Annotated in this window: 16 protein-coding genes and 1 pseudogene; 9 read left to right on the forward strand and 8 right to left on the reverse strand. The window is 71.4% G+C overall.

Annotated elements, in window-relative coordinates; all coding sequences use genetic code 11:
* Positions 1 to 55: 55 nt before the first annotated feature.
* The 3 genes from ABZY12_RS04655 to pdhA are packed head-to-tail and all read right to left on the reverse strand — an operon-like array spanning position 56 to position 3,652.
* A complete protein-coding gene (locus tag ABZY12_RS04655; protein WP_356887650.1) occupies positions 56 to 1,471 on the reverse strand; it encodes a dihydrolipoamide acetyltransferase family protein in 1,416 nt (471 codons plus the stop codon).
* 31 nt (positions 1,472 to 1,502) lie between these two features.
* Positions 1,503 to 2,483, reverse strand: coding sequence for an alpha-ketoacid dehydrogenase subunit beta (locus ABZY12_RS04660; RefSeq protein ID WP_356887110.1), 981 nt, complete (start codon positions 2,481 to 2,483; stop codon positions 1,503 to 1,505).
* A 2-nt stretch (positions 2,484 to 2,485) separates the two neighbouring features.
* On the reverse strand, positions 2,486 to 3,652 hold the full coding sequence (gene pdhA / locus ABZY12_RS04665; protein WP_356887112.1) for a pyruvate dehydrogenase (acetyl-transferring) E1 component subunit alpha: 1,167 nt from the start codon (positions 3,650 to 3,652) through the stop codon (positions 2,486 to 2,488).
* A 348-nt stretch (positions 3,653 to 4,000) separates the two neighbouring features.
* Between pdhA and ABZY12_RS04670 the strand changes: the two genes are divergently transcribed.
* The 3 genes and pseudogenes from ABZY12_RS04670 (at position 4,001) to ABZY12_RS04680 (ending at position 6,336) form a co-directional block, all read left to right on the forward strand.
* A complete protein-coding gene (locus tag ABZY12_RS04670) occupies positions 4,001 to 4,660 on the forward strand; it encodes a response regulator transcription factor (RefSeq protein ID WP_356887114.1) in 660 nt (219 codons plus the stop codon).
* Positions 4,661 to 4,755: 95 nt separating this feature from the next.
* Positions 4,756 to 5,145: pseudogene (locus ABZY12_RS04675) on the forward strand (pyridoxamine 5'-phosphate oxidase family protein); the annotation flags it as partial.
* A 174-nt stretch (positions 5,146 to 5,319) separates the two neighbouring features.
* Positions 5,320 to 6,336 (forward strand): phosphotransferase, encoded by a 1,017-nt coding sequence (locus ABZY12_RS04680; RefSeq protein ID WP_356887116.1) that lies wholly within the window; start codon positions 5,320 to 5,322, stop codon positions 6,334 to 6,336.
* A 10-nt stretch (positions 6,337 to 6,346) separates the two neighbouring features.
* On the opposite strand, the gene ABZY12_RS04685 is transcribed toward ABZY12_RS04680, so the two are convergent.
* Positions 6,347 to 8,005, reverse strand: coding sequence for a protein kinase (locus tag ABZY12_RS04685; protein WP_356887118.1), 1,659 nt, complete (start codon positions 8,003 to 8,005; stop codon positions 6,347 to 6,349).
* A 278-nt stretch (positions 8,006 to 8,283) separates the two neighbouring features.
* On the opposite strand from ABZY12_RS04685, the gene ABZY12_RS04690 reads away from it, so the two are divergent.
* The gene (locus tag ABZY12_RS04690) at positions 8,284 to 9,921 is read left to right on the forward strand and encodes a protein kinase (RefSeq protein WP_356887120.1); all 1,638 of its coding nucleotides are present in this window, start codon (positions 8,284 to 8,286) and stop codon (positions 9,919 to 9,921) included.
* Positions 9,922 to 10,134: 213 nt separating this feature from the next.
* Here ABZY12_RS04690 and ABZY12_RS04695 read toward each other — a convergent pair whose 3' ends face one another.
* Positions 10,135 to 10,377, reverse strand: a complete 243-nt coding sequence (locus ABZY12_RS04695; protein WP_356887122.1) for a hypothetical protein — start codon at positions 10,375 to 10,377, stop codon at positions 10,135 to 10,137.
* A gap of 123 nt (positions 10,378 to 10,500) precedes the next feature.
* On the reverse strand, positions 10,501 to 10,908 hold the full coding sequence (locus ABZY12_RS04700) for a hypothetical protein (RefSeq protein WP_356887124.1): 408 nt from the start codon (positions 10,906 to 10,908) through the stop codon (positions 10,501 to 10,503).
* Positions 10,909 to 11,275: 367 nt separating this feature from the next.
* Between ABZY12_RS04700 and ABZY12_RS04705 the strand changes: the two genes are divergently transcribed.
* The 5 genes from ABZY12_RS04705 (at position 11,276) to ABZY12_RS04725 (ending at position 16,509) form a co-directional block, all read left to right on the forward strand.
* Positions 11,276 to 11,398: a hypothetical protein gene (locus tag ABZY12_RS04705; RefSeq protein WP_356887126.1), complete on the forward strand. Its 123-nt coding sequence runs from the start codon at positions 11,276 to 11,278 to the stop codon at positions 11,396 to 11,398.
* 84 nt (positions 11,399 to 11,482) lie between these two features.
* Positions 11,483 to 12,130, forward strand: coding sequence for a PadR family transcriptional regulator (locus tag ABZY12_RS04710; protein ID WP_356887127.1), 648 nt, complete (start codon positions 11,483 to 11,485; stop codon positions 12,128 to 12,130).
* Between the two features lie 150 nt (positions 12,131 to 12,280).
* Positions 12,281 to 13,015 carry an ABC transporter ATP-binding protein gene (locus ABZY12_RS04715; protein ID WP_356887129.1) on the forward strand — a complete coding sequence of 245 codons (735 nt, stop codon included), beginning with the start codon at positions 12,281 to 12,283 and terminating at the stop codon, positions 13,013 to 13,015.
* Positions 13,012 to 15,867 carry an ABC transporter permease gene (locus ABZY12_RS04720; protein WP_356887131.1) on the forward strand — a complete coding sequence of 952 codons (2,856 nt, stop codon included), beginning with the start codon at positions 13,012 to 13,014 and terminating at the stop codon, positions 15,865 to 15,867. Before ABZY12_RS04715 ends, ABZY12_RS04720 begins: the two co-directional genes overlap by 4 nt.
* 96 nt (positions 15,868 to 15,963) lie before the next feature.
* The gene (locus tag ABZY12_RS04725; protein WP_356887133.1) at positions 15,964 to 16,509 is read left to right on the forward strand and encodes a bacterial proteasome activator family protein; all 546 of its coding nucleotides are present in this window, start codon (positions 15,964 to 15,966) and stop codon (positions 16,507 to 16,509) included.
* A 71-nt stretch (positions 16,510 to 16,580) separates the two neighbouring features.
* Here the strand turns inward: ABZY12_RS04725 and ABZY12_RS04730 are convergent, their stop codons facing one another.
* Both ABZY12_RS04730 and ABZY12_RS04735 read right to left on the reverse strand, forming a co-directional pair.
* Positions 16,581 to 17,567, reverse strand: coding sequence for an NAD(P)H-quinone oxidoreductase (locus tag ABZY12_RS04730; RefSeq protein WP_356887135.1), 987 nt, complete (start codon positions 17,565 to 17,567; stop codon positions 16,581 to 16,583).
* A 10-nt stretch (positions 17,568 to 17,577) separates the two neighbouring features.
* A complete protein-coding gene (locus ABZY12_RS04735) occupies positions 17,578 to 18,636 on the reverse strand; it encodes a potassium channel family protein (protein WP_356887652.1) in 1,059 nt (352 codons plus the stop codon).
* Positions 18,637 to 18,643: the final 7 nt, after the last annotated feature.

Consider the following 18,643-nt stretch of genomic DNA (forward strand, 5'->3'; position numbering starts at 1 on the left):
CCCCTCGCCGACCGGCTCGGCCGGGCGTTTCACGTGAAACGACGTGACCGGGCTGCTACGCCCAGGTGATCAACCGCTTCGGCTGTTCCAGGATCGCGGCGACATCCGCCAGGAACTTGGAGCCGAGCTCGCCGTCGACCAGGCGGTGGTCGAAGGAGAGCGCGAGCGTGGTGACCTGACGTGGCTTCACCTTGCCCTTGTGGACCCACGGCTGGAGCTTGATCGCACCGACCGCGAGGATCGCGGACTCGCCCGGATTGAGGATGGGCGTACCGGTGTCGACGCCGAAGACGCCGACGTTGGTGATGGTGAACGTGCCGCCCTGCATGGCCGCCGGGGTCGTCTTGCCCTCGCGGGCGGTGGCGACCAGCTCGCTGAGGGAGCGCGACAGCTCCGGCAGGGTCTGGGCGTGCGCGTCCTTGATGTTCGGCACGATCAGACCGCGCGGGGTGGCCGCGGCGATACCCAGGTTGACGTAGTGCTTGAGCACGATCTCCTGGTTCGCCTCGTCCCAGGCCGCGTTGATCTCCGGGTTGCGCTTCACGGCGACCAGGACGGCCTTGGCGACGAGGAGGAGCGGGTTGACCCGCAGGCCCGCCATGTCCTTGTCGGACTTGAGCTCCTCGACCAGCTTCATCGTGCGCGTGATGTCGAAGGTCACGAACTCGGTGACGTGCGGCGCGGTGAAGGCCGAGCCGACCATCGCCGCCGCCGTGGCCTTCCGTACGCCCTTGATGGGGACACGGGTCTCCCGCGCGTCCGTCGACGCCACGGAGGCGGCGGCGGGCGTGGGGGCCGCGGCCGGAGCCGCTGCCGGGGCCTCGACGGCGGGTGCCGCGGCGGCCGGTGCCGGGGCTGCGGCCGCGTGGACGTCCTCGCGGGTGATGATCCCGTCCGGACCGGTCGGCGTGACCGTCGCCAGGTCCACCCCGAGGTCCTTGGCCAGCTTGCGCACCGGCGGCTTGGCCAGCGGGCGGGTGGCGGCGGGGCCACCGTGCCCGTTGAGCTGCTCCGGTACGGAGACCGGCGCGGTGGCGGTGGCCGGTGCCGAAGCGGCGGGTGCGGCGGGTGCGGCGGGTGCGGCGGGTGCGGCGGGCACACCCTTACGGGCGCGGCGCTTGGTGGAGGTCGCGGCCACGCCGTAGCCGACCAGGACCGGCTGACGGCCCTGGGGCTCCTCCTCGGCCGGCTCCTCGGCGGCCGGAGCCTCGACCGGTGCCTGGGCCGGGGCCTCGGCCTCCGCCGTACCGCCGCCGACGTTCACCGAGATGATCACCTCGCCGACGTCGACCGTCGTCCCCTCGGGGAAGCGCAGCTCGTGCACCACACCGTCGAAGGGGCACGGCAGCTCGACCGCCGCCTTGGCCGTCTCGACCTCGCAGACGACCTGCCCGTCGGTGACCGTGTCACCGGGCTGGACGTACCACTTGAGGATCTCGGCCTCGGTGAGGCCCTCGCCCACGTCGGGCATCTTGAATTCGCGGATCGTCACGATGCTCTCCTCAGTACGCCAGCGAGCGGTCGACGGCGTCGAGCACGCGATCCAGGCCCGGCAGGTACTCCTCCTCCAGGCGCGCCGGCGGATACGGCGCGTGGTAGCCGCCGACCCGCAGGACGGGGGCCTCCAGGTGGTAGAAGCAGCGCTCGGTGATCCGGGCGGCGATCTCCGCGCCGGAGCCGTAGAAGACCGGGGCCTCGTGGACCACGACCAGACGGCGGGTCTTCTCGACCGAGGTCTGGATGGCGTCGAAGTCGATCGGGGACATCGAGCGCAGGTCCAGGACCTCCACCGACTTGCCCTCCTCCTGGGCGGCCGCGGCGGCCTCCAGGCAGACCTTCACCATCGGACCGTACGCGGCGAGCGTGAGGTCGGTGCCCTCGCGGGCCACCCGGGCCTTGTGCAGCTCGCCGGGGATGGCTTCGGTGTCGACCTCGCCCTTGTCCCAGTAGCGGCGCTTGGGCTCGAAGAAGATGACCGGGTCGTCGCTCTGGATGGCCTGCTGGAGCATCCAGTACGCGTCGGAGGAGTTCGACGGCGAGACGACCTTCAGGCCGGCCACGTGCGCGAAGAGCGCCTCGGGCGACTCGGAGTGGTGCTCGACCGCGCCGATGCCGCCGCCGTACGGGATGCGGACGACGACCGGCAGCTTGATCTTGCCGAGGGCACGGGCGTGCATCTTGGCGAGCTGCGTGACGATCTGGTCGTACGCGGGGAAGACGAAACCGTCGAACTGGATCTCGACGACGGGCCGGTAGCCGCGCAGGGCCAGGCCGATCGCGGTGCCGACGATGCCGGACTCGGCGAGCGGGGTGTCGATGACCCGGTCCTCGCCGAAGTCCTTCTGCAGCCCGTCGGTGACCCGGAAGACACCGCCGAGCTTTCCGACGTCCTCGCCCATGATGAGGACCTTGGGGTCGGTCTCCAGGGCCGTGCGGAGCGACTCGTTGAGCGCCTTGGCCAGGGGAAGCTTCTGTACAGCCATGATTACTCGGCCCCTCCGTCCGCGAAGGACGCCTGGTAGGCGGCGAACTGCGCGCGCTCCTCGTCGACGAGCGCGTGCCCGTCGGCGTAGACATTCTCGAAGATCGCCATGTGATCCGGGTCGGGCATGGCACGGACGGCCTCGCGGACGCGCTTGCCGAGCGCCTCGCTCTCCGTCTCCAGCTCCTCGAAGAAGGCGGCGTCGGCGTGGCCGGCCTTCTCCAGGTACGCCTTGAGCCGCAGGATCGGGTCCTTCGCCTCCCAGGCCTCGCGCTCCTCGTCGGCCCGGTACTTGGTCGGGTCGTCGGAGGTGGTGTGCGCGCCCATGCGGTAGGTGAACGCCTCGACCAGGGTCGGGCCCTCGCCGCGGCGGGCACGCTCCAGGGCGGAGCGGGTCACGGCCAGGCAGGCGAGGACGTCGTTGCCGTCGACGCGGACGCCGGGGAAGCCGTAGCCCTGCGCGCGCTGGTAGAGCGGAACCCGGGTCTGCCTCTCGGTGGGCTCGGAGATCGCCCACTGGTTGTTCTGGCAGAAGAACACGACCGGGGCGTTGTAGACCGCCGAGAAGGTGAAGGACTCGGCCACGTCGCCCTGGCTGGACGCTCCGTCGCCGAAGTACGCGATCACGGCGGAGTCGGCACCGTCCTTGGCGACGCCCATGGCGTAGCCGGTGGCGTGCAGGGTCTGCGAGCCGATGACGATCGTGTACAGGTGGAAGTTGTTGCTGTTCGGGTCCCACCCTCCGTGGTTCACACCGCGGAACATGCCCAGCAGGTTGGTCGGGTCGACCCCACGGCACCAGGCGACACCGTGCTCGCGATAGGTCGGGAAGACATAGTCGTCGTCGCGCAGCGCGCGCCCGGAGCCGATCTGCGCCGCCTCCTGGCCGAGCAGCGACGCCCACAGGCCCAGCTCGCCCTGACGCTGCAGGGCCGTGGCCTCGGCGTCGAAGCGGCGGGTGAGGACCATGTCCCGGTAGAGGCCGCGCAGCTCGTCGGCGCTCAGGTCGATGTCGTACTCGGGGTGCTGGACGCGCTCCCCTTCGGGCGTCAGCAGCTGAACGAGCTCGGGCTCGGCGCCCTGCCCCTTCTTGACGCTCGCGCTGGCAGTGCGCTTGGTGCCGCTGCTGCGTCGCGTCGTCTTGCGCGCGGCAGTGCTCTCCACGGTCACGTGCGTGCTCCTCCGTCGGTCCGGCCCCCGGGTTCGCCGGGCAGCCAGTGCGGCTCGCCTTCTCCGTGCCCGCGCACGGGGTGGGGTGCGACTCGGCCGGGGTCGGGCGTGACAGGTGCCCCGGCGAGCGCCCTGTCATAGGCACGTTACCCAGTGCGCCGCATTCCTGCGAAACCCCATTTGACCTGCGATTTTGCTTGGATTTCCAAGTAAATCTCGAAAAGGTCGCGAAAAAGGGGAGCAGTAGCTGGTCAGCGCGTTGGCAACAGCTTTGAGGGCCGCCGGAACACGGGCACGTTATCCCGGCCACCCCGGGCACGGGAAGAGCCAATATGTGAGACTGACCCCGTGCGCGAAGACGGAAAAATCAGGGTATTTCTGCTGGACGACCACGAAGTGGTCCGGCGCGGGGTCCACGAGCTGCTCTCCGTGGAGGACGACATCGAGGTCGTCGGTGAGGCCGGTACGGCGGCGGACGCCCTGGTCAGGATCCCCGCGACCCGCCCCGACGTGGCCGTGCTCGACGTCCGGCTGCCGGACGGCAGCGGGGTCGAGGTCTGCCGCGAGGTCCGGTCGCGGAACGACGCCATCAAGTGTCTGATGCTCACCTCGTACGCCGACGACGAGGCGCTCTTCGACGCGATCATGGCCGGTGCCTCGGGTTATGTCCTCAAGGCCATCCGCGGCAGCGAACTCATCTCGGCGGTACGCGACGTGGCCGCCGGCAAGTCCCTGCTCGACCCGGTGGCGACCGCCCGCGTGCTGGAGCGGCTGCGCGACGGAAACAGCCCCAAGGGTGACGACCGGCTCGCCAACCTGACGGAACAGGAGCGCAAGATCCTGGACCTGATCGGCGAGGGTCTGACCAACCGGGCCATCGGGGAGCGGCTCCATCTCGCCGAGAAGACGATCAAGAACTACGTCTCCAGCCTGCTGTCCAAGCTGGGCATGGAGCGGCGATCGCAGGCCGCGGCGTACGTGGCCCGCATGCAGGCCGAGCGCCGCTGATCGGCTCGGGAGCGCCGATCCGGGACCTATGTCCCGAACCGGCGGGTCAGGGGGCCCCTTTCGCGACGCGGCGCCGGTGGCGGAGAGTGGAGCCCATGTCCACCGAGGAGATCCGCGCCATCGAGCTGCTGCGCCGCGTGTCGTACGGGCGGGTGGCGACGAGCATGCGGGCGATGCCCTTCGTCGCACCGGCCCGGCACATCGTGGCCGACGGCCGTGTGCTGCTCCGGATGCACCGGGGGCTCGGCTACCACCGGGCCTGCCAGGGCAGCGTGGTCGCCTACGGCGCGGACAACCTCAACTCCGGGGCCGACCATCTCTGGTCCGTGCAGTTCACCGGCACCGCCGAGGTCGTCGAGCCGACCGAGGAGCAGCTCGCGGCCTTCGGGCCGGCGCCGAGGATCGTGGACGGCGCTCCCTTCGAGCCGGTCTACATGCGCGTCGAGCCGCGGTTCGTGACCGTGCACGCCCTCGACTACACGGCCGATAGCCGTACGGAGCCACGCACCGAGACGCGCACCGAGACGCGTGCCACGGACGGCGCCGAAGCCCGCGCCGACCGCCCTGCCGAGCGCGCCGCCGGGGCGGACTCCGCGCACTCTCCGGGGCCTTCCGAAGCGCGACACCTTCACCACGTAGCGTGATCTAACATTTGGTGAGTGCCGCGCTCATCTGAAACGCTCGCTCCACCCCTCGGTGCCCTGCTGCGCCGCTACCGCGACGCCGGCGAGCCGCTCTCCTGCGAACCCGTCTCCCAGGGCCTCCTCAACCGCGGCTACCGCCTCGCCACCACCCGTGGCGCCTACTTCCTGAAGCAGCATCTCGACGCCCCGACCGCCGACCGGGACACGATCAGCCGACAGCACCGGGCCACGCAGCGCCTGCACGCCCTGGGCCTGCCCGTCGCCCCGCCGCTCGCCGACTCCGCGGGCCGTACGGTCGCCGTGATCGGCGGCCGCTGCTACGCCCTGCACCCCTGGGTCGACGGCCGTCACCGCGACGGCGCCCAGCTCTCCGCCGCCGGCTCCCGCCGCCTGGGCGCCCTCCTCGGCCACGTGCACACCTGTCTGGAGCAGGTGATGGAGTCTCCGCCGCCGGGGGAGGAGTACGAGAGCGCCCGCCCCGCCGACACCTTCCGCGTCATCGACGATCTGCTCCGCCTCGCCCGCGCCCGGCACCCCCGCGACGGCTTCGACGAGCTCGCCGAGCACCGCCTGCTGGAGCGCCGTGTCCTTCTCGCCGAGCACGCCCACCGCCGCCCCCCGCCCGCCGCCGCGGCCGGCTGGGTGCACGGCGACTTCCACCCCCTGAACCTGCTCTACCGGGGCGCGGAGCCGGCCGCGATCGTCGACTGGGACCGCCTCGGCGTCCAGCCACGGGCCGAGGAGGCGGTCCGGGCCGCCGCCATCTTCTTCGTACGGCCGGCGGGCGAGCTGGAGCTGGGGAAGGTACGGGCGTACGCGCGGGCCTACCGGCGGGCGGCGGGCGCGGACGGCGCCGAACTGGCGGCCGCGGTGCACCGGGTGTGGTGGGAGCGGCTCAACGACTTCTGGATACTGCGCTGGCGCTACCAGCTCCACGACCGAAGGGCCGACGCGCAGTTCCCCGCGGCGTCGGCCCTGGTGGTGTGGTGGACCCGCGAATACGAGGCGGTGCGCGACGCGTTCACGGGGTGAGGCGGCTCCGTCAGGGCGTGGTGCCCGCCGTGGTGCCGGCCGACGTGCCCGTCGACGTACCGGTGTTGGTGTTGCCCGTCGTCGTACCGGCCGACGTGCCGGTCGACGTACCGGTGTTGGTGTTGCCCGTCGTCGTGCCGGTGGAGGTGCCCGTCGACGTGCCCTGGTCGGTGTTGCCCTCCGTGGTGCCCTCGTCGGTGTTGCCCTCCGTCGTCCCACCGTCGTCGGTGCCGCCGTCGGTCGGGTCGGTCGGCGGGGTCGACGGATCGCCCGAGGGCGTGCTCGGCGTCGACGGCCGGTACGAGGGCTTGGTGGGGGGCACCCAGGTGTCCTGACCGCCGCCCGTGGAGGTGTCCGGTTCCTGCGTCTCCGGCGTGGGCTCGTCCGACGGAGTCGGAGAGTCCGAGACCGTGGACGGGGAGTTGGTGACGGTCGGTTTGTCCGTCGTACCGCCGCCGTTGCCGCCCGCCTTGTCCACGGCGTAGGCGACACCGGCCACGATCGCGATCAGCGCGAGCGCCACGAACAGCCACATCTTGCCGCGACCGCGCCTGCCGCCGGCCCCGTGGGCGTATGCCCCGCCGTGACCACCGTCGTACCCGCCGTCGTCCGGGTTCATCGGCGGCAGGATCGGCCCCTGCGAGGTCTCGTGGTGCATCGGGTGGCCGAGCGCGGCCGTCGCCGCCACACCGCCGACCGGCGTGTGACCGCCCTCGTGCACCTCCACCGGGCCCGTGTTCCACGTGCCGGTGTGGCTGCCCTGCTGCTGGAGCATCTGCAGGCCGTACTGGATGAGGGCGCGCATCTCCTCGGCGCTCTGGAACCGGTCGTCCGGATCCTTCGCCAGCGAGCGCATGACGAGCCCGTCGAGCTCCGGCGGCGACGCCTGTGTCACGTCGGACGGCGGCACCGGCGTGTCCTGGACGTGCTGGTACACCACCGAGAGGGGCGTCTCGCCGGTGAACGGAGGCCGCAGCGCGAGAAGTTCGTAGAGCAGGCAGCCCGTGGCGTACAGGTCCGAACGATGGTCCACGGCCTTGCCGAGAGCCTGTTCGGGGGAGAGGTACTGCGGCGTGCCCATGACCATGCCGGTCTGGGTCATCGTCGACTGCGCGCCGTGCAGGGCGCGCGCGATGCCGAAGTCCATCACCTTCACGGCACCGCTGTGCGTGATGATGACGTTGGCGGGCTTGATGTCCCGGTGCACGATGCCGTGCTGATGGGAGTAGGCGAGCGCTTCGAGCACGCCCGAGACGATGATCAGGGCCTGCTCGGGCCCCGGCGCCTCGGCGCTGATCAGCAGATCGCGGATCGTGCGGCCCTCGACCAGCTCCATCACGATGTACGGAACGGACTGGCCGCCGACGACGTCTTCGCCGGAGTCGTAGACCGCGACGATGGCATGGTGGTTGAGCCCGGCGACCGACTGCGCCTCGCGCGTGAAGCGGGCCTTGGAGACCGGGTCCTCGGCGAGGTCGGCGCGGAGCAGCTTGACGGCGACCGTACGGCCCAGGCGGACGTCCTCGGCGGCGAACACCTCGGCCATGCCACCACGGCCCAGACGGTGGGTCAGGCGGTAGCGTCCGTCACCGACCACTCCGCCGATGCCCCAGGACTCCGCACCGGCGTCCGACACACCGCCACCGCCTGCTTCGGATTCGGGTGCCATCAGTCCTCGCCGTCATGTGTCTTGCCGTGCCTTGCCGTCACGTCTTTCCCGTCACGCTACAGGCTTCGTCCGACAGCACGGTCCGAGATGGACCGGCCATCCAACCCGTTCCGTGTACACGGACGCAAATTCCATGCGGTTCCTGTAACGCTTCCGAGACGCTTCTTGTGCTGAGGGTCACGGAACGGGCACCTGGCTTGACGTGTCGGTGCCCTGGGGCAGACTTGGCCAGGAAATTCCGGATCAGCGCCGCCGCGCGCGCGTAGGGGGAAGCACGAATGAGCCAGGACGGCGCACAAGGCCGCTACGCGGGCGGTTCGGTCGCGGGCGGCCGCTACCAGCTTCGCGACCTGCTCGGCGAGGGCGGAATGGCGTCGGTGTACCTGGCCTACGACAGCGCCCTCGACCGCCAGGTCGCCATCAAGACCCTGCACTCCGAACTCGGCCGGGAACAGTCGTTCCGCGAGCGGTTCCGGCGTGAGGCGCAGGCCGTCGCCAAGCTGTCGCACACCAACATCGTCTCGGTCTTCGACACCGGCGAGGACACCCTCGACGGCGCGGTCATGCCGTACATCGTCATGGAGTACGTGGAGGGGCAGCCGCTCGGCTCGGTGCTCGCCTCCGACGTGCGGCAGTTCGGCGCGATGCCGGCCGACAAGGCGCTGAAGGTGACGGCCGACGTGCTGGCCGCGCTGGAGACCAGCCACGAGATGGGCCTGGTCCACCGCGACATCAAGCCCGGCAACGTGATGATGACCAAGCGTGGCGTCGTCAAGGTGATGGACTTCGGCATCGCGCGCGCCATGCAGTCCGGTGTCACCTCGATGACGCAGACCGGCATGGTCGTCGGCACCCCCCAGTACCTCTCCCCCGAGCAGGCGCTCGGCCGCGCGGTGGACGCCCGTTCCGACCTGTACTCGGTCGGCATCATGCTGTTCCAGCTGCTCACCGGCCGTCTTCCGTTCGACGCGGACTCGCCGCTGGCCATCGCGTACGCGCATGTGCAGGAGGAGCCGGTCGCTCCCTCCTCCATCAACCGCTCGGTGACCCCGGCGATGGACGCGCTCGTCGCCCGCGCGCTGAAGAAGAACCCGAACGAGCGTTTCCCGAGCGCGGCCGCGATGCAGGACGAGTGCCTGCGGGTGCTGTCGGCGGGGCAGACGAGCGCACCGGTGATCGTCGCGGGCGGTCCCGTGAGCAGCGGTGCGGGCGTGGGCTCGGCGGTCTTCCCGCCGGTCGGCCAGACCCCGCCGCCGTCCACGCACGGCGTGCAGCAGCCGTACCAGGCGCCCACGCCGCAGCCGGGCCCCTACGGTGCTCCGACGCCGGCCCCCGCGCCCTCGTACGGATACCCGCAGCAGGCCCCGACGCCCGCCCCCGCCTATCAGACGCCCGCCCCGGGGCCGTACACGATGACGCCCCAGCCCTCGGCGTCGCCCGTGAGCGGGGGTTCCGGCGGCTCCGGCGGGTCCCGGCGGAACATGCCGATGATCGTGGGCGCGATCGTCGTGGCGCTGATCGCGGTCGGCGGGGTGATCATGGCGCTCTCCCTCAAGGAGGACGACCCGAACACCACCGCGGGCGGTGACGACCCGAGCCAGGGCCAGACGGCCGCGCCCGGACACAAGGGCCCGGACCTCACCAAGACCATCGACCCGAAGAAGTGCACGGAGCCGACCGAGTCGCGCGACGACCCGGCGAAGTTCGAGATCCCGAACTTCACCTACAAGAACATCCAGTCCGTGAAGGCGTGCGTCCAGGCCGCCGGCTGGAAGATCGTCACGCAGACACCGGTCGACGAGGCCACCTACGGCGAGGGCACCGTCCTGGAGCAGTACCCGCCGGCAGGCGAGGACGCGACCGAGGAGAACGCGGAGTTCACGCTGAAGGTCTCGACGGGCAACCCGCCGCAGTAACCGGCACCGCCCGCACCGGCCTCGCCGCTGCTCTCACCCCCCTCACATGTCCGGGATGCCGGATGTGTCCCGTCATGTGACGCTGAGTCGAAACCTCGGCGGCTCGGTACGGGAGGGGGGTCACGCGGTGACTCCAGGACTCCGCAGGGCAGGGACACGGGCCCTCGGTCCGGTGTTCGCGTGCTGGCTGGCGGCGGGCGCCGTGCCGGTCGCTCACGGAGCGCAGGGCACGCCCTCTCCGCCGCCGCCGAGCACCTCGGCGGGGGCCGTCGGCTCGGCGGCGGGGTCGGTGGCCGCCTCGATGGCCGGCTCGATGGCCGACTCGGCGGCCGGCTCGGCGGCCGGCTCGATGGCCGGCTCGGCGGCCGGCTCGATGGCCGGCTCGATGGCCGGTGCGACGGCGGGGGCGGTGGCTGGTGCGACGGCGGGGGCGGTGGCTGGTGCGACGGCGGACACGACGCCGGCGCCCGGTCCGTCATCGGACGCCGGCGCCGGAACCGCACCGGGGAAGACTTCCGGGAGTGACCCTGAGAAGGCCCCTGGCAAGGCTCTCGGGAAGGCTCCTGGGAAGGGCCGGGTTCAGGGGGCCGGGAAGAAGCCAGGGAACGCTCCGGGAAAAGCGGCCGTGGAGGGATCCGGGAACGTGCCCGTGAAGGGTTCCGGGAAGGCGACGAGCTCACCCTCGGGGAAGGCGCCCACGAAGGGCCCCGGCACGGTGACGGGAGCCCCCTCGGGGAAGGCGCCCACGAAGGGCCCCGGCACGGTGACGGGCACACCCTCAGGACAGGCGCCCACGAAGGGCCCCGGGAAGGCGACGGGCACACCCTCAGGACAGGCGCCCACGAAGGGCCCCGGGAAGGCGACGGGAGCACCCTCGGGGAACGCGCCCGCGAAGGGCCCCGGGAAGGCGACGGGCACGAAGGCGCCCACGAAAGACCCCGGCAAGGCGACGGGAGCCCCCTCGGGGAAGGTCCACGGCAAGGTCACGGGCGCCCGCCCGACCGTTGCCGCGAGCGCCGCCGTCCGCCCCGCCCCCGGCGCCTCGGGTGCGCCTGCCGCGCCCGCCGCACCCTCGCTGACGCCCGGGCCCTCCGAACCCGCCGGCCCCAGCCGCTCCGCCTCCCTCGCCGGACGCCCCGCGGGGGAGGGGCGCGAGCGCCCGGGCCGACCGGCCTCGTCTCTGGCGCCGGTCTTTCCCGAGGAGCCGGACGACTCCTCTCGTACCAGTACGGCAACAACCGATGAGCCTTCCGACGCGCGGGACGAGACCCCCGAGGACCTCGAAGCGGTACCCCCGGGGGACGCGGCGCCCCCTTCCGCGCCGCCCGCGAGCCTGCCCGCCGCAGGCCACCGGGTGAGCGCCCAAGCCGGCTCCACCACCGTTGACCGGCAGGTTCCCGTCCTCACCCTGGGCGCCGGCCTCGCACTCGTGGGCCTCGGGATCGGCTTCCTCGGCATCCGGATGCGACGCCGCTGACCCGGGGATCCCCCTTGAGACGGACGCCGCGATTCCGTCTCAGGTCGGTTGTCGGCATCGGCATACTCGGTATACATACTGAGTATGTCGATCCGCCACGGGCTTCTCGCCCTCCTCGAACAGGGTCCTCGGTACGGCTCGCAGCTCCGCACGGAGTTCGAGTCCCGCACCGGCTCGACCTGGCCGCTCAACGTGGGCCAGGTCTACACGACCCTCAGCCGTCTCGAACGCGACGGCATGGTCGCCCAGGGCGGCGAGGACGAGGCCGGTCACGCGCTCTACACGATCACCGACAGCGGTCGTGCCGAGCTCATGACCTGGTTCGAGAAGCCCGTCGACCGCACCAGCCCCGCCCGTGACGAGCTCTCCATCAAACTCGCCATGGCCGTCGGGGCGCCGGGGGTCGACATCCGCGCCGTCATCCAGGCTCAGCGCCGCCACACCGTGAAGGCGATGCAGGACTACACCCGGCTGAAGGCACAGGCCCTCACCGCCCTCGAAAGCGGTGGGACCCAGGAGCGCGACGACGTGGCCTGGCTGCTCGTCCTGGAGCAGCTGATCTTCCAGACCGAGGCCGAGGCCCGCTGGCTCGACCACTGCGAGGCCCGGCTCATCCGCCTCTCGGCCGCGGCCGGCGCGACCGCCGGTGCCACCGCCGGCGAGAAGCCGGCCCGGCCACCCGAGGCCGCGCCCGCACCCACCGAGGCCGTGCGCCCGGCACCGCTGCGCTGACGCCGGCACCGCCACGCCGTCAGACCACCGCTCCACCGCCGCGCCTGCCCCGCGGCCCCATGACCCGTACCACCTCATCAACCGCTCCGTACGCGACCACGACCGCCTGTCACCCGGACCTGCGGCCGCGTACGCCCAAGGGGGACCTCCATGTCCACACAGCAGCCCGTGCTGCATCTGAAGAACCTGACTCGTGTCCACGGCTCGGGCGCCACCGAGGTGCACGCCCTGCGCGGCATCGACCTCGACGTCTACCCCGGTGAACTCGTCGCCGTCATGGGCCCGTCCGGCTCCGGCAAGTCCACCCTGCTCACCATCGCGGGCGGCCTCGACACCCCGACCTCCGGCCAGGTGATCGTCGAGAACACCGACATCACCACCGCCGACCGCAAGGCGCTCGCCGCCCTGCGCCGCCGCAGCATCGGTTACGTCTTCCAGGACTACAACCTCATCCCGGCCCTCACCGCCGCCGAGAACGTGGCCCTCCCCCGCGAGCTGGACGGTGTCTCCGCCCGCAAGGCCCGCGTCGAAGCCGTCGCCGCCTTGGAGGAGATGGAACTCGGCCACCTCGCCGACCGCTTCCCCGACGAGATGTCCGGCGGTCAGCAGCAGCGCGTCGCCATCGCCCGCGCCCTGGTCGGCGACCGGCGTCTCGTCCTCGCCGACGAGCCCACCGGAGCCCTCGACTCCGAGACCGGCGAATCCGTCCTCGCCCTGCTGCGCACCCGCTGCGACGCCGGGGCGGCGGGCGTCCTGGTCACCCACGAGCCGCGGTTCGCCGCCTGGGCCGACCGGGTCGTCTTCCTGCGGGACGGCGCCGTCGTCGACCAGACCGTGCGCAGTGACGCCGACTCGCTCCTGTCCGGCCAGGCGGCCGAACGGTGAACAAGTGGTTCCACTCCTGGCGCGCCGCGATCCGCATAGCCCGCCGTGACGCCTGGCGCTACAAGGGCCGTAGCTTCCTGGTGCTCGCGATGATCGCCCTGCCCATCCTGGGTGTGAGCGCTGCCGACCTGACCCTGCGCAGCTCCGAACTCTCCACCGAGGAGCGGCTGAACCGGACCATAGGCGCCGCCGACGCCTGGTTCGACGACAGCAACTACGGCGGTGTCCCGGTCCTGCAGTCCCCGGACGGCGAGATGAACACGCCGGCCAAGGACTACGGCGACAACGCTTGGCCGAGCGGCTCCACCGATGTCACCAAGACCTTCCCGGCCGGCTCGACCGTCCTCACCGACACCTCCGGAAGCGGCAAGCTGACGACCGTCCACGGACTGCTCCAAACGGAGATCCGTGAGCTCAAGGCCGCCGATCCGATGGCCCGGGGCATCATGACCCTCCAAGAGGGCCGCTTCCCGGAGAAGGCGGACGAGGTCGCCGCGACCACACACTTCCTGGAGAGCAGCGGTCTGACGATCGGCTCCACCGTATCCGCGCGCGGCTACGACCGTCCGTACCGGATCGTCGGCTCCTACGAGCTGCCCAACGAACTGAAGGCCGACCAGGTCAACGCCCTGCCCGGCGCCTTCCTCGCCCCGTACGCGAAGGCCGCCGAGAGCGCCGGACTGACGAAGCCCGAGCACTCCACCAGGTATCTGGTGAAGGCGTCCGGTGGTTTCACGTGGAACATGGTCCAGCAGATCAACACCAAGGGCGTCGTGGTCGTCTCACGCGTCGTCCTGATGGACCCGCCCGCCGACTCCGAGGTACCGCTCTACCAGAAGGAGGACTGGGCCAACTACGGGATGGGCGCCGGCGCCCAAGCCGCCGAACTCGCCGCCCTCGGCACCGTCGTCGGCCTCGCGATGCTGGAGATCTGCCTTCTCGCCGGTCCCGCGTTCGCCGTCGGCGCCCGCCGCTCGCGCCGCCAGCTGGGTCTCGTCGGCGCCAACGGTGGCGACCGCAGCCACATCCGGGCCATCGTGCTGAGCGGTGGCCTGGTCATCGGCGTCGCCGCCGCGGTCGTCGGCACGGTCCTCGCCCTGATCCTGACCTTCGCGCTGCAGCCGCTCCTCGAGGAGTACATGGGTCAGCGGTTCGGCAGCTTCGACATCCGACCGCTGGAACTGCTCGGCATCGCGCTGCTCGCCGTGCTGACCGGCCTGCTGGCCGCGATCGTCCCGGCCATCACCTCGTCCCGGCAGACCGTCCTGGCCTCGCTCACCGGCCGCCGCGGGGTCCGCCGCAGCAGCCGCGTACTGCCCCTGATCGGCCTGGCCGCCGTGCTCCTCGGCGGGGCGATCGCGCTCTACGGATCAGTCGTCTCGGACCAGTTCATCATCGTCGCGGGCGGCAGCGCCATCGCCGAGCTGGGCGTGGTCGCGCTGACCCCCGCCCTGGTGGGCCTGTTCGGCCGGACCGGCCGCTGGCTGCCGCTCTCCCCCCGCCTCGCCCTGCGGGACGCCGTGCGCAACCGGGGCCGTACGGCCCCCGCCGTCGCCGCCGTGCTCGCCGCCGTCGCCGGAACCGTCGCCGTCTCCACGTACGCGGCGAGCCGGGAGGCCCAGGACGAGGCCGAGTACCGGGCCAGGCTCCCGTACGGAGCGGTCTCCGCGCTCGTCGTCGAGGAGGGCGGCCGGGACGTCCCGGCGGTCCGCGACGCCGTGCAGCGGCTGCTTCCCGTCGACGCCCGCGCGGACGTAGACCGGGTCCAGGTCGGCAAGGCCAACTGTTCGCCGTACGGCGGACCGGGCTGCGGACGCTACGAGATCGTCATCCCGAAGGCCAACGAATGCCCGCTGTGGGCCTCTTCCGACGACGGCGAGGACCCGGCGGCGAAGTTCTCCCGGCAGGAGCGGGAGAAGCTGGCCAAGGACTGGCGGTGCGAGCAGAGCGACGAGGGCGGCGTCTACGTCGAGGGCGGCCTGGTCATCGGTGACGCCAAGCTCCTGAAGGTGCTCGGCATCAAGGACGCCGGTGCCGAGAAGGCCCTCGCCGAAGGAAAGATCGTCTCCTTCGCCAAGCCCCAGATCGACCGGGACGGCACGATCGACATCAAGCTGATCGCCGACCAGGAGAAGGCCGAGCAGGCCGAGCAGGCGGGCAAGCCGGTACCGGGCGAGGTCAAGAGCCTCCCCGCCTACCTGGTGCCCGAGGGGCAGAACTCGTACGGCCTCCAGGGGCTCATCACCCCGGCCACGGCCAGGACCGCCGGACTGTCCACGGTGCCGCTCGGCTCGTTCTTCTCCACGGACCGGATGCCGAGCACCGAAGCGCGGCAGAAGCTCGACGGCGAGCTCGCCAAGATCGGCAGCAATGTCGAGCTGCATCTGGAGGAGGGGTTCGTCGGCGACAGCAGCATCGTGCTCCTGGCGCTGACCGTCTTCGCCGGCCTGGTCACCATCGGTGCGGCCGGTATCGCCACCGGCCTGGCCCAGGCCGATGCCGAGGCCGACCTCAAGACGCTCTCCGCGGTCGGCGCGCCGCCGCGAGTCCGCCGCACGCTGAGCGGATTCCAGTGCGGGGTGGTCGCGGCGATGGGGGTGATCCTCGGATCGGTGGCCGGTGTGCTGCCGGCGATCGGGCTGCGGCTCACCGAGGAGCGCGCGCAGACGCGGTTCTACGAGGAGGCCCTGGCACAGGGCTGGGGCGGCACGAGCACGCCTCCGTACGTCCCGGTCGTCGTCCCCTGGGAGACGCTTCTCGCGCTGCTGGTCCTCGTGCCCCTCGGCGCCGCTCTCCTGGCCGCTCTGGTGACGCGCTCGCGCGGAGCACTGGCCCGCCGCGCCGCGACCTGACGGGTTCGTTGCCTACCTGTGCCCCTGTACGAGGGTGGATCACCCTCGTACAGGGGCACACCGTGTGGTGAGGCATGCGTGCGAGAGAATGGCGGCATGGAGATGCCGAGGAATGAACGGTCGCAGGAGAGCCCCCAGGTCCTCATCGTGGGACAGGACGGGATGGCGCTCGGCGGCACCCAGGGTGACGACGAATCCCGCGAGGTCCCGGTGACGGAAATGGTCGAGCAGCCTGCGAAGGTCATGCGCATCGGCAGCATGATCAAGCAGCTTCTGGAGGAAGTACGCGCGGCACCTCTCGACGAGGCCAGCCGGGTCAGGCTCAAGGAGATTCACGCCAGCTCGGTCAAGGAGCTGGAGGACGGGCTCGCGCCCGAACTGGTCGAGGAACTGGAGCGTCTCTCCCTTCCGTTCACGGACGAGGCCATTCCCTCCGAGGCGGAACTGCGGATCGCTCAGGCCCAGTTGGTGGGCTGGCTGGAGGGTCTCTTCCACGGCATCCAGACGGCGCTGTTCGCCCAGCAGATGGCGGCCCGTGCCCAGTTGGAGCAGATGCGCCGGGCTTTGCCGCCGGGCGCCGGGCACGACGATGACGAGGACCAGGGCCCCGGCCACCCGGTCCGCTCGGGTCCGTACCTCTAAGGCACGAACCAGGTGAGGGGCCTGGTGCGCTGGTGTGCGCCGGGCCCCTCACCCTTTCCTGCGTACGATCGTCAGTCCCGGGGCGCGAGCAGCAGGACCTTGCCCACGTGGGTGCCGGAGTCCAGGGCACGGTGGGCCTCGGCGGCATCCGGCATCGGCAGCGTGCGGTCGACGACCGGACGGATCCTGCCGGCGCCGACCAGCGGCCAGACATGCTCGCGGACCGCGGCGACGATGGCCGCCTTCTCCTCCAGCGGCCGGGCGCGCAGCGTGGTCGCCGTGATCGCGGCACGTTTGGCCAGCAGGGCGCCCAGGTTCAACTCGCCCTTCACCCCGCCCTGCATGCCGATGATCGCGAGGCGCCCGTTGACCGCGAGCGCCTTCACGTTCCGGTCGAGGTACTTCGCTCCGACGATGTCGAGGATGACGTCCGCGCCGGCCCCGTCCGTCGCCTTGCGCAGCTCCTCCACGAAGTCCTGTTCGCGGTAGTCGATCAGGATGTCCGCGCCCAGCTCGGCGCAGCGCGCCAGCTTCTCCGGGCCCCCGGCGGTCACCGCGACCCGGGCCCCGACCGCCTTGGCCAGCTGGATCGCCATCGTGCCGATGCCGCTGGCGCCGCCGTGCACGAGGAGCGTCTCGCCCGGCCGCAGATGGGCGATCATGAAGACGTTCGACCAGACCGTGCTGGTGACCTCGGGCAGCGCGGCCGCCGTGACCAGGTCCACGCCGTCCGGGACCGGCAGCAGCTGGCCGACGGGGACGGCCACCTTCTCCGCGTAACCGCCGCCCACGAGCAGGGCGCACACCTCGTCGCCGACCGACCAGCCGGACACCCCGGGGCCGAGCGCGGCGATCCGGCCCGAGCACTCAAGACCGGGGTACGGAGAGGTGCCGGGCGGTGGGTCGTAGAAGCCCTGGCGCTGAAGCAGATCGGCACGGTTGACGGCGCTCGCCACCACCTCGACGAGGACCTCGCCCTCGGCGGGCACGGGATCGGGCACCTCGGCCCAGACCAGGGCCTCGGGACCACCGGGTTCCGGAATCGTGATCGCATGCATGGCGGCGAGGCTACTCGGGAGGAGTCGACAGCGGAGGGACGGGCGCCGCGCGCACGATCGTGATCACACGGTCCGTCAACTGCAGCGGGCTGGCGGCCGGATCGTCGTAACCGAGCAGCCGGTGTCCGCGCAGCACGCTGATCACCAGATCCTCGGTCTCGCGGACGCTCTTGCCCACCTCTGCCTTTATGACCGGCCGTTCGACCAGGTCGAGACCCGAGCCCTGCTGGATCAGGTCCTCCAGCAGCGTGCCCGCGCTGGGGCTGAGCACCGACAGACCGAGGAGCCGCCCTGCCGCGCTGGCACTGGTGATCACGGCATCCGCCCCGGACTGACGCAGCAACGGCGCGTTCTCCTCCTCCCGTACCGCGGCGACGATCTTCGCGCCCCGGTTGAGCTGCCGGGCCGTCAGGGTCACCAGGACCGCCGTGTCGTCGCGCTGGGTCGCGACGATGATCTGACGGGCCTTCTGCACCTCGGCACGGAGCAGCACATCGCTGCGGGTCGCGTCGCCGATCACGCCCACGAAGCCGTCGGCGTTCGCCGTCTCGATCACCTTGTTCGAGGGGTCGACGATGACGATCTGCTCCTTGCGCAGCCCTGTCGCACAGAGGGTCTGGATCGCGGAGCGTCCCTTCGTCCCGAAGCCGACGATGACGGTGTGGTCACGCAAGGTGGACCTCCAGCGGTTCAGTCGCCACTCCTCCCGGGTCCGTTCGGTGAGGACCTCGAGAGTGGTGCCGACCAGAATGATCAGGAAAAGCACGCGCAGGGGCGTGACCAGCAGGATGTTGACGAGCCGCGCCGAGTCGCTGTACGGGACGATGTCGCCGTATCCCGTGGTCGAGAGCGTGACGGTCGCGTAGTAGACGGCGTCGAGGAAGTCGACCGTCTCGTTGGCGTTGTCGTGATACCCATCCCGGTCGACGTAGACGATGACGACCGTCACGACCAACACGGCCAGCGCCATCAGCAGCCGTTTGCCCACCTGGCGCAGGGGACGCTCGACCACCCGCCGGGGCATCCGGATACGGGACGGGGCCATCTTCTCGTCGGCATGGCGAGCCATGATGTCC

The organism is Streptomyces sp. NPDC006551, from assembly GCF_040611675.1.
In the GTDB taxonomy this organism is placed as follows: Bacteria; Actinomycetota; Actinomycetes; order Streptomycetales; family Streptomycetaceae; genus Streptomyces.

Coding starts and splice junctions, on each gene's coding strand:
- ABZY12_RS04690 (WP_356887120.1), top strand. CDS start 8,284: ATGAGCCAGGACGGCGCACAAGGCCGCTACGCGGGCGGTTCGGTCGCG.
- ABZY12_RS04730 (WP_356887135.1), bottom strand. CDS start 17,567: ATGCATGCGATCACGATTCCGGAACCCGGTGGTCCCGAGGCCCTGGTC.
- ABZY12_RS04660 (WP_356887110.1), bottom strand. CDS start 2,483: ATGGCTGTACAGAAGCTTCCCCTGGCCAAGGCGCTCAACGAGTCGCTC.
- ABZY12_RS04710 (WP_356887127.1), top strand. CDS start 11,483: ATGTCGATCCGCCACGGGCTTCTCGCCCTCCTCGAACAGGGTCCTCGG.
- ABZY12_RS04715 (WP_356887129.1), top strand. CDS start 12,281: ATGTCCACACAGCAGCCCGTGCTGCATCTGAAGAACCTGACTCGTGTC.
- ABZY12_RS04685 (WP_356887118.1), bottom strand. CDS start 8,005: ATGGCACCCGAATCCGAAGCAGGCGGTGGCGGTGTGTCGGACGCCGGT.
- ABZY12_RS04655 (WP_356887650.1), bottom strand. CDS start 1,471: ATGCCCGACGTGGGCGAGGGCCTCACCGAGGCCGAGATCCTCAAGTGG.
- ABZY12_RS04725 (WP_356887133.1), top strand. CDS start 15,964: ATGGAGATGCCGAGGAATGAACGGTCGCAGGAGAGCCCCCAGGTCCTC.
- ABZY12_RS04735 (WP_356887652.1), bottom strand. CDS start 18,636: ATGGCTCGCCATGCCGACGAGAAGATGGCCCCGTCCCGTATCCGGATG.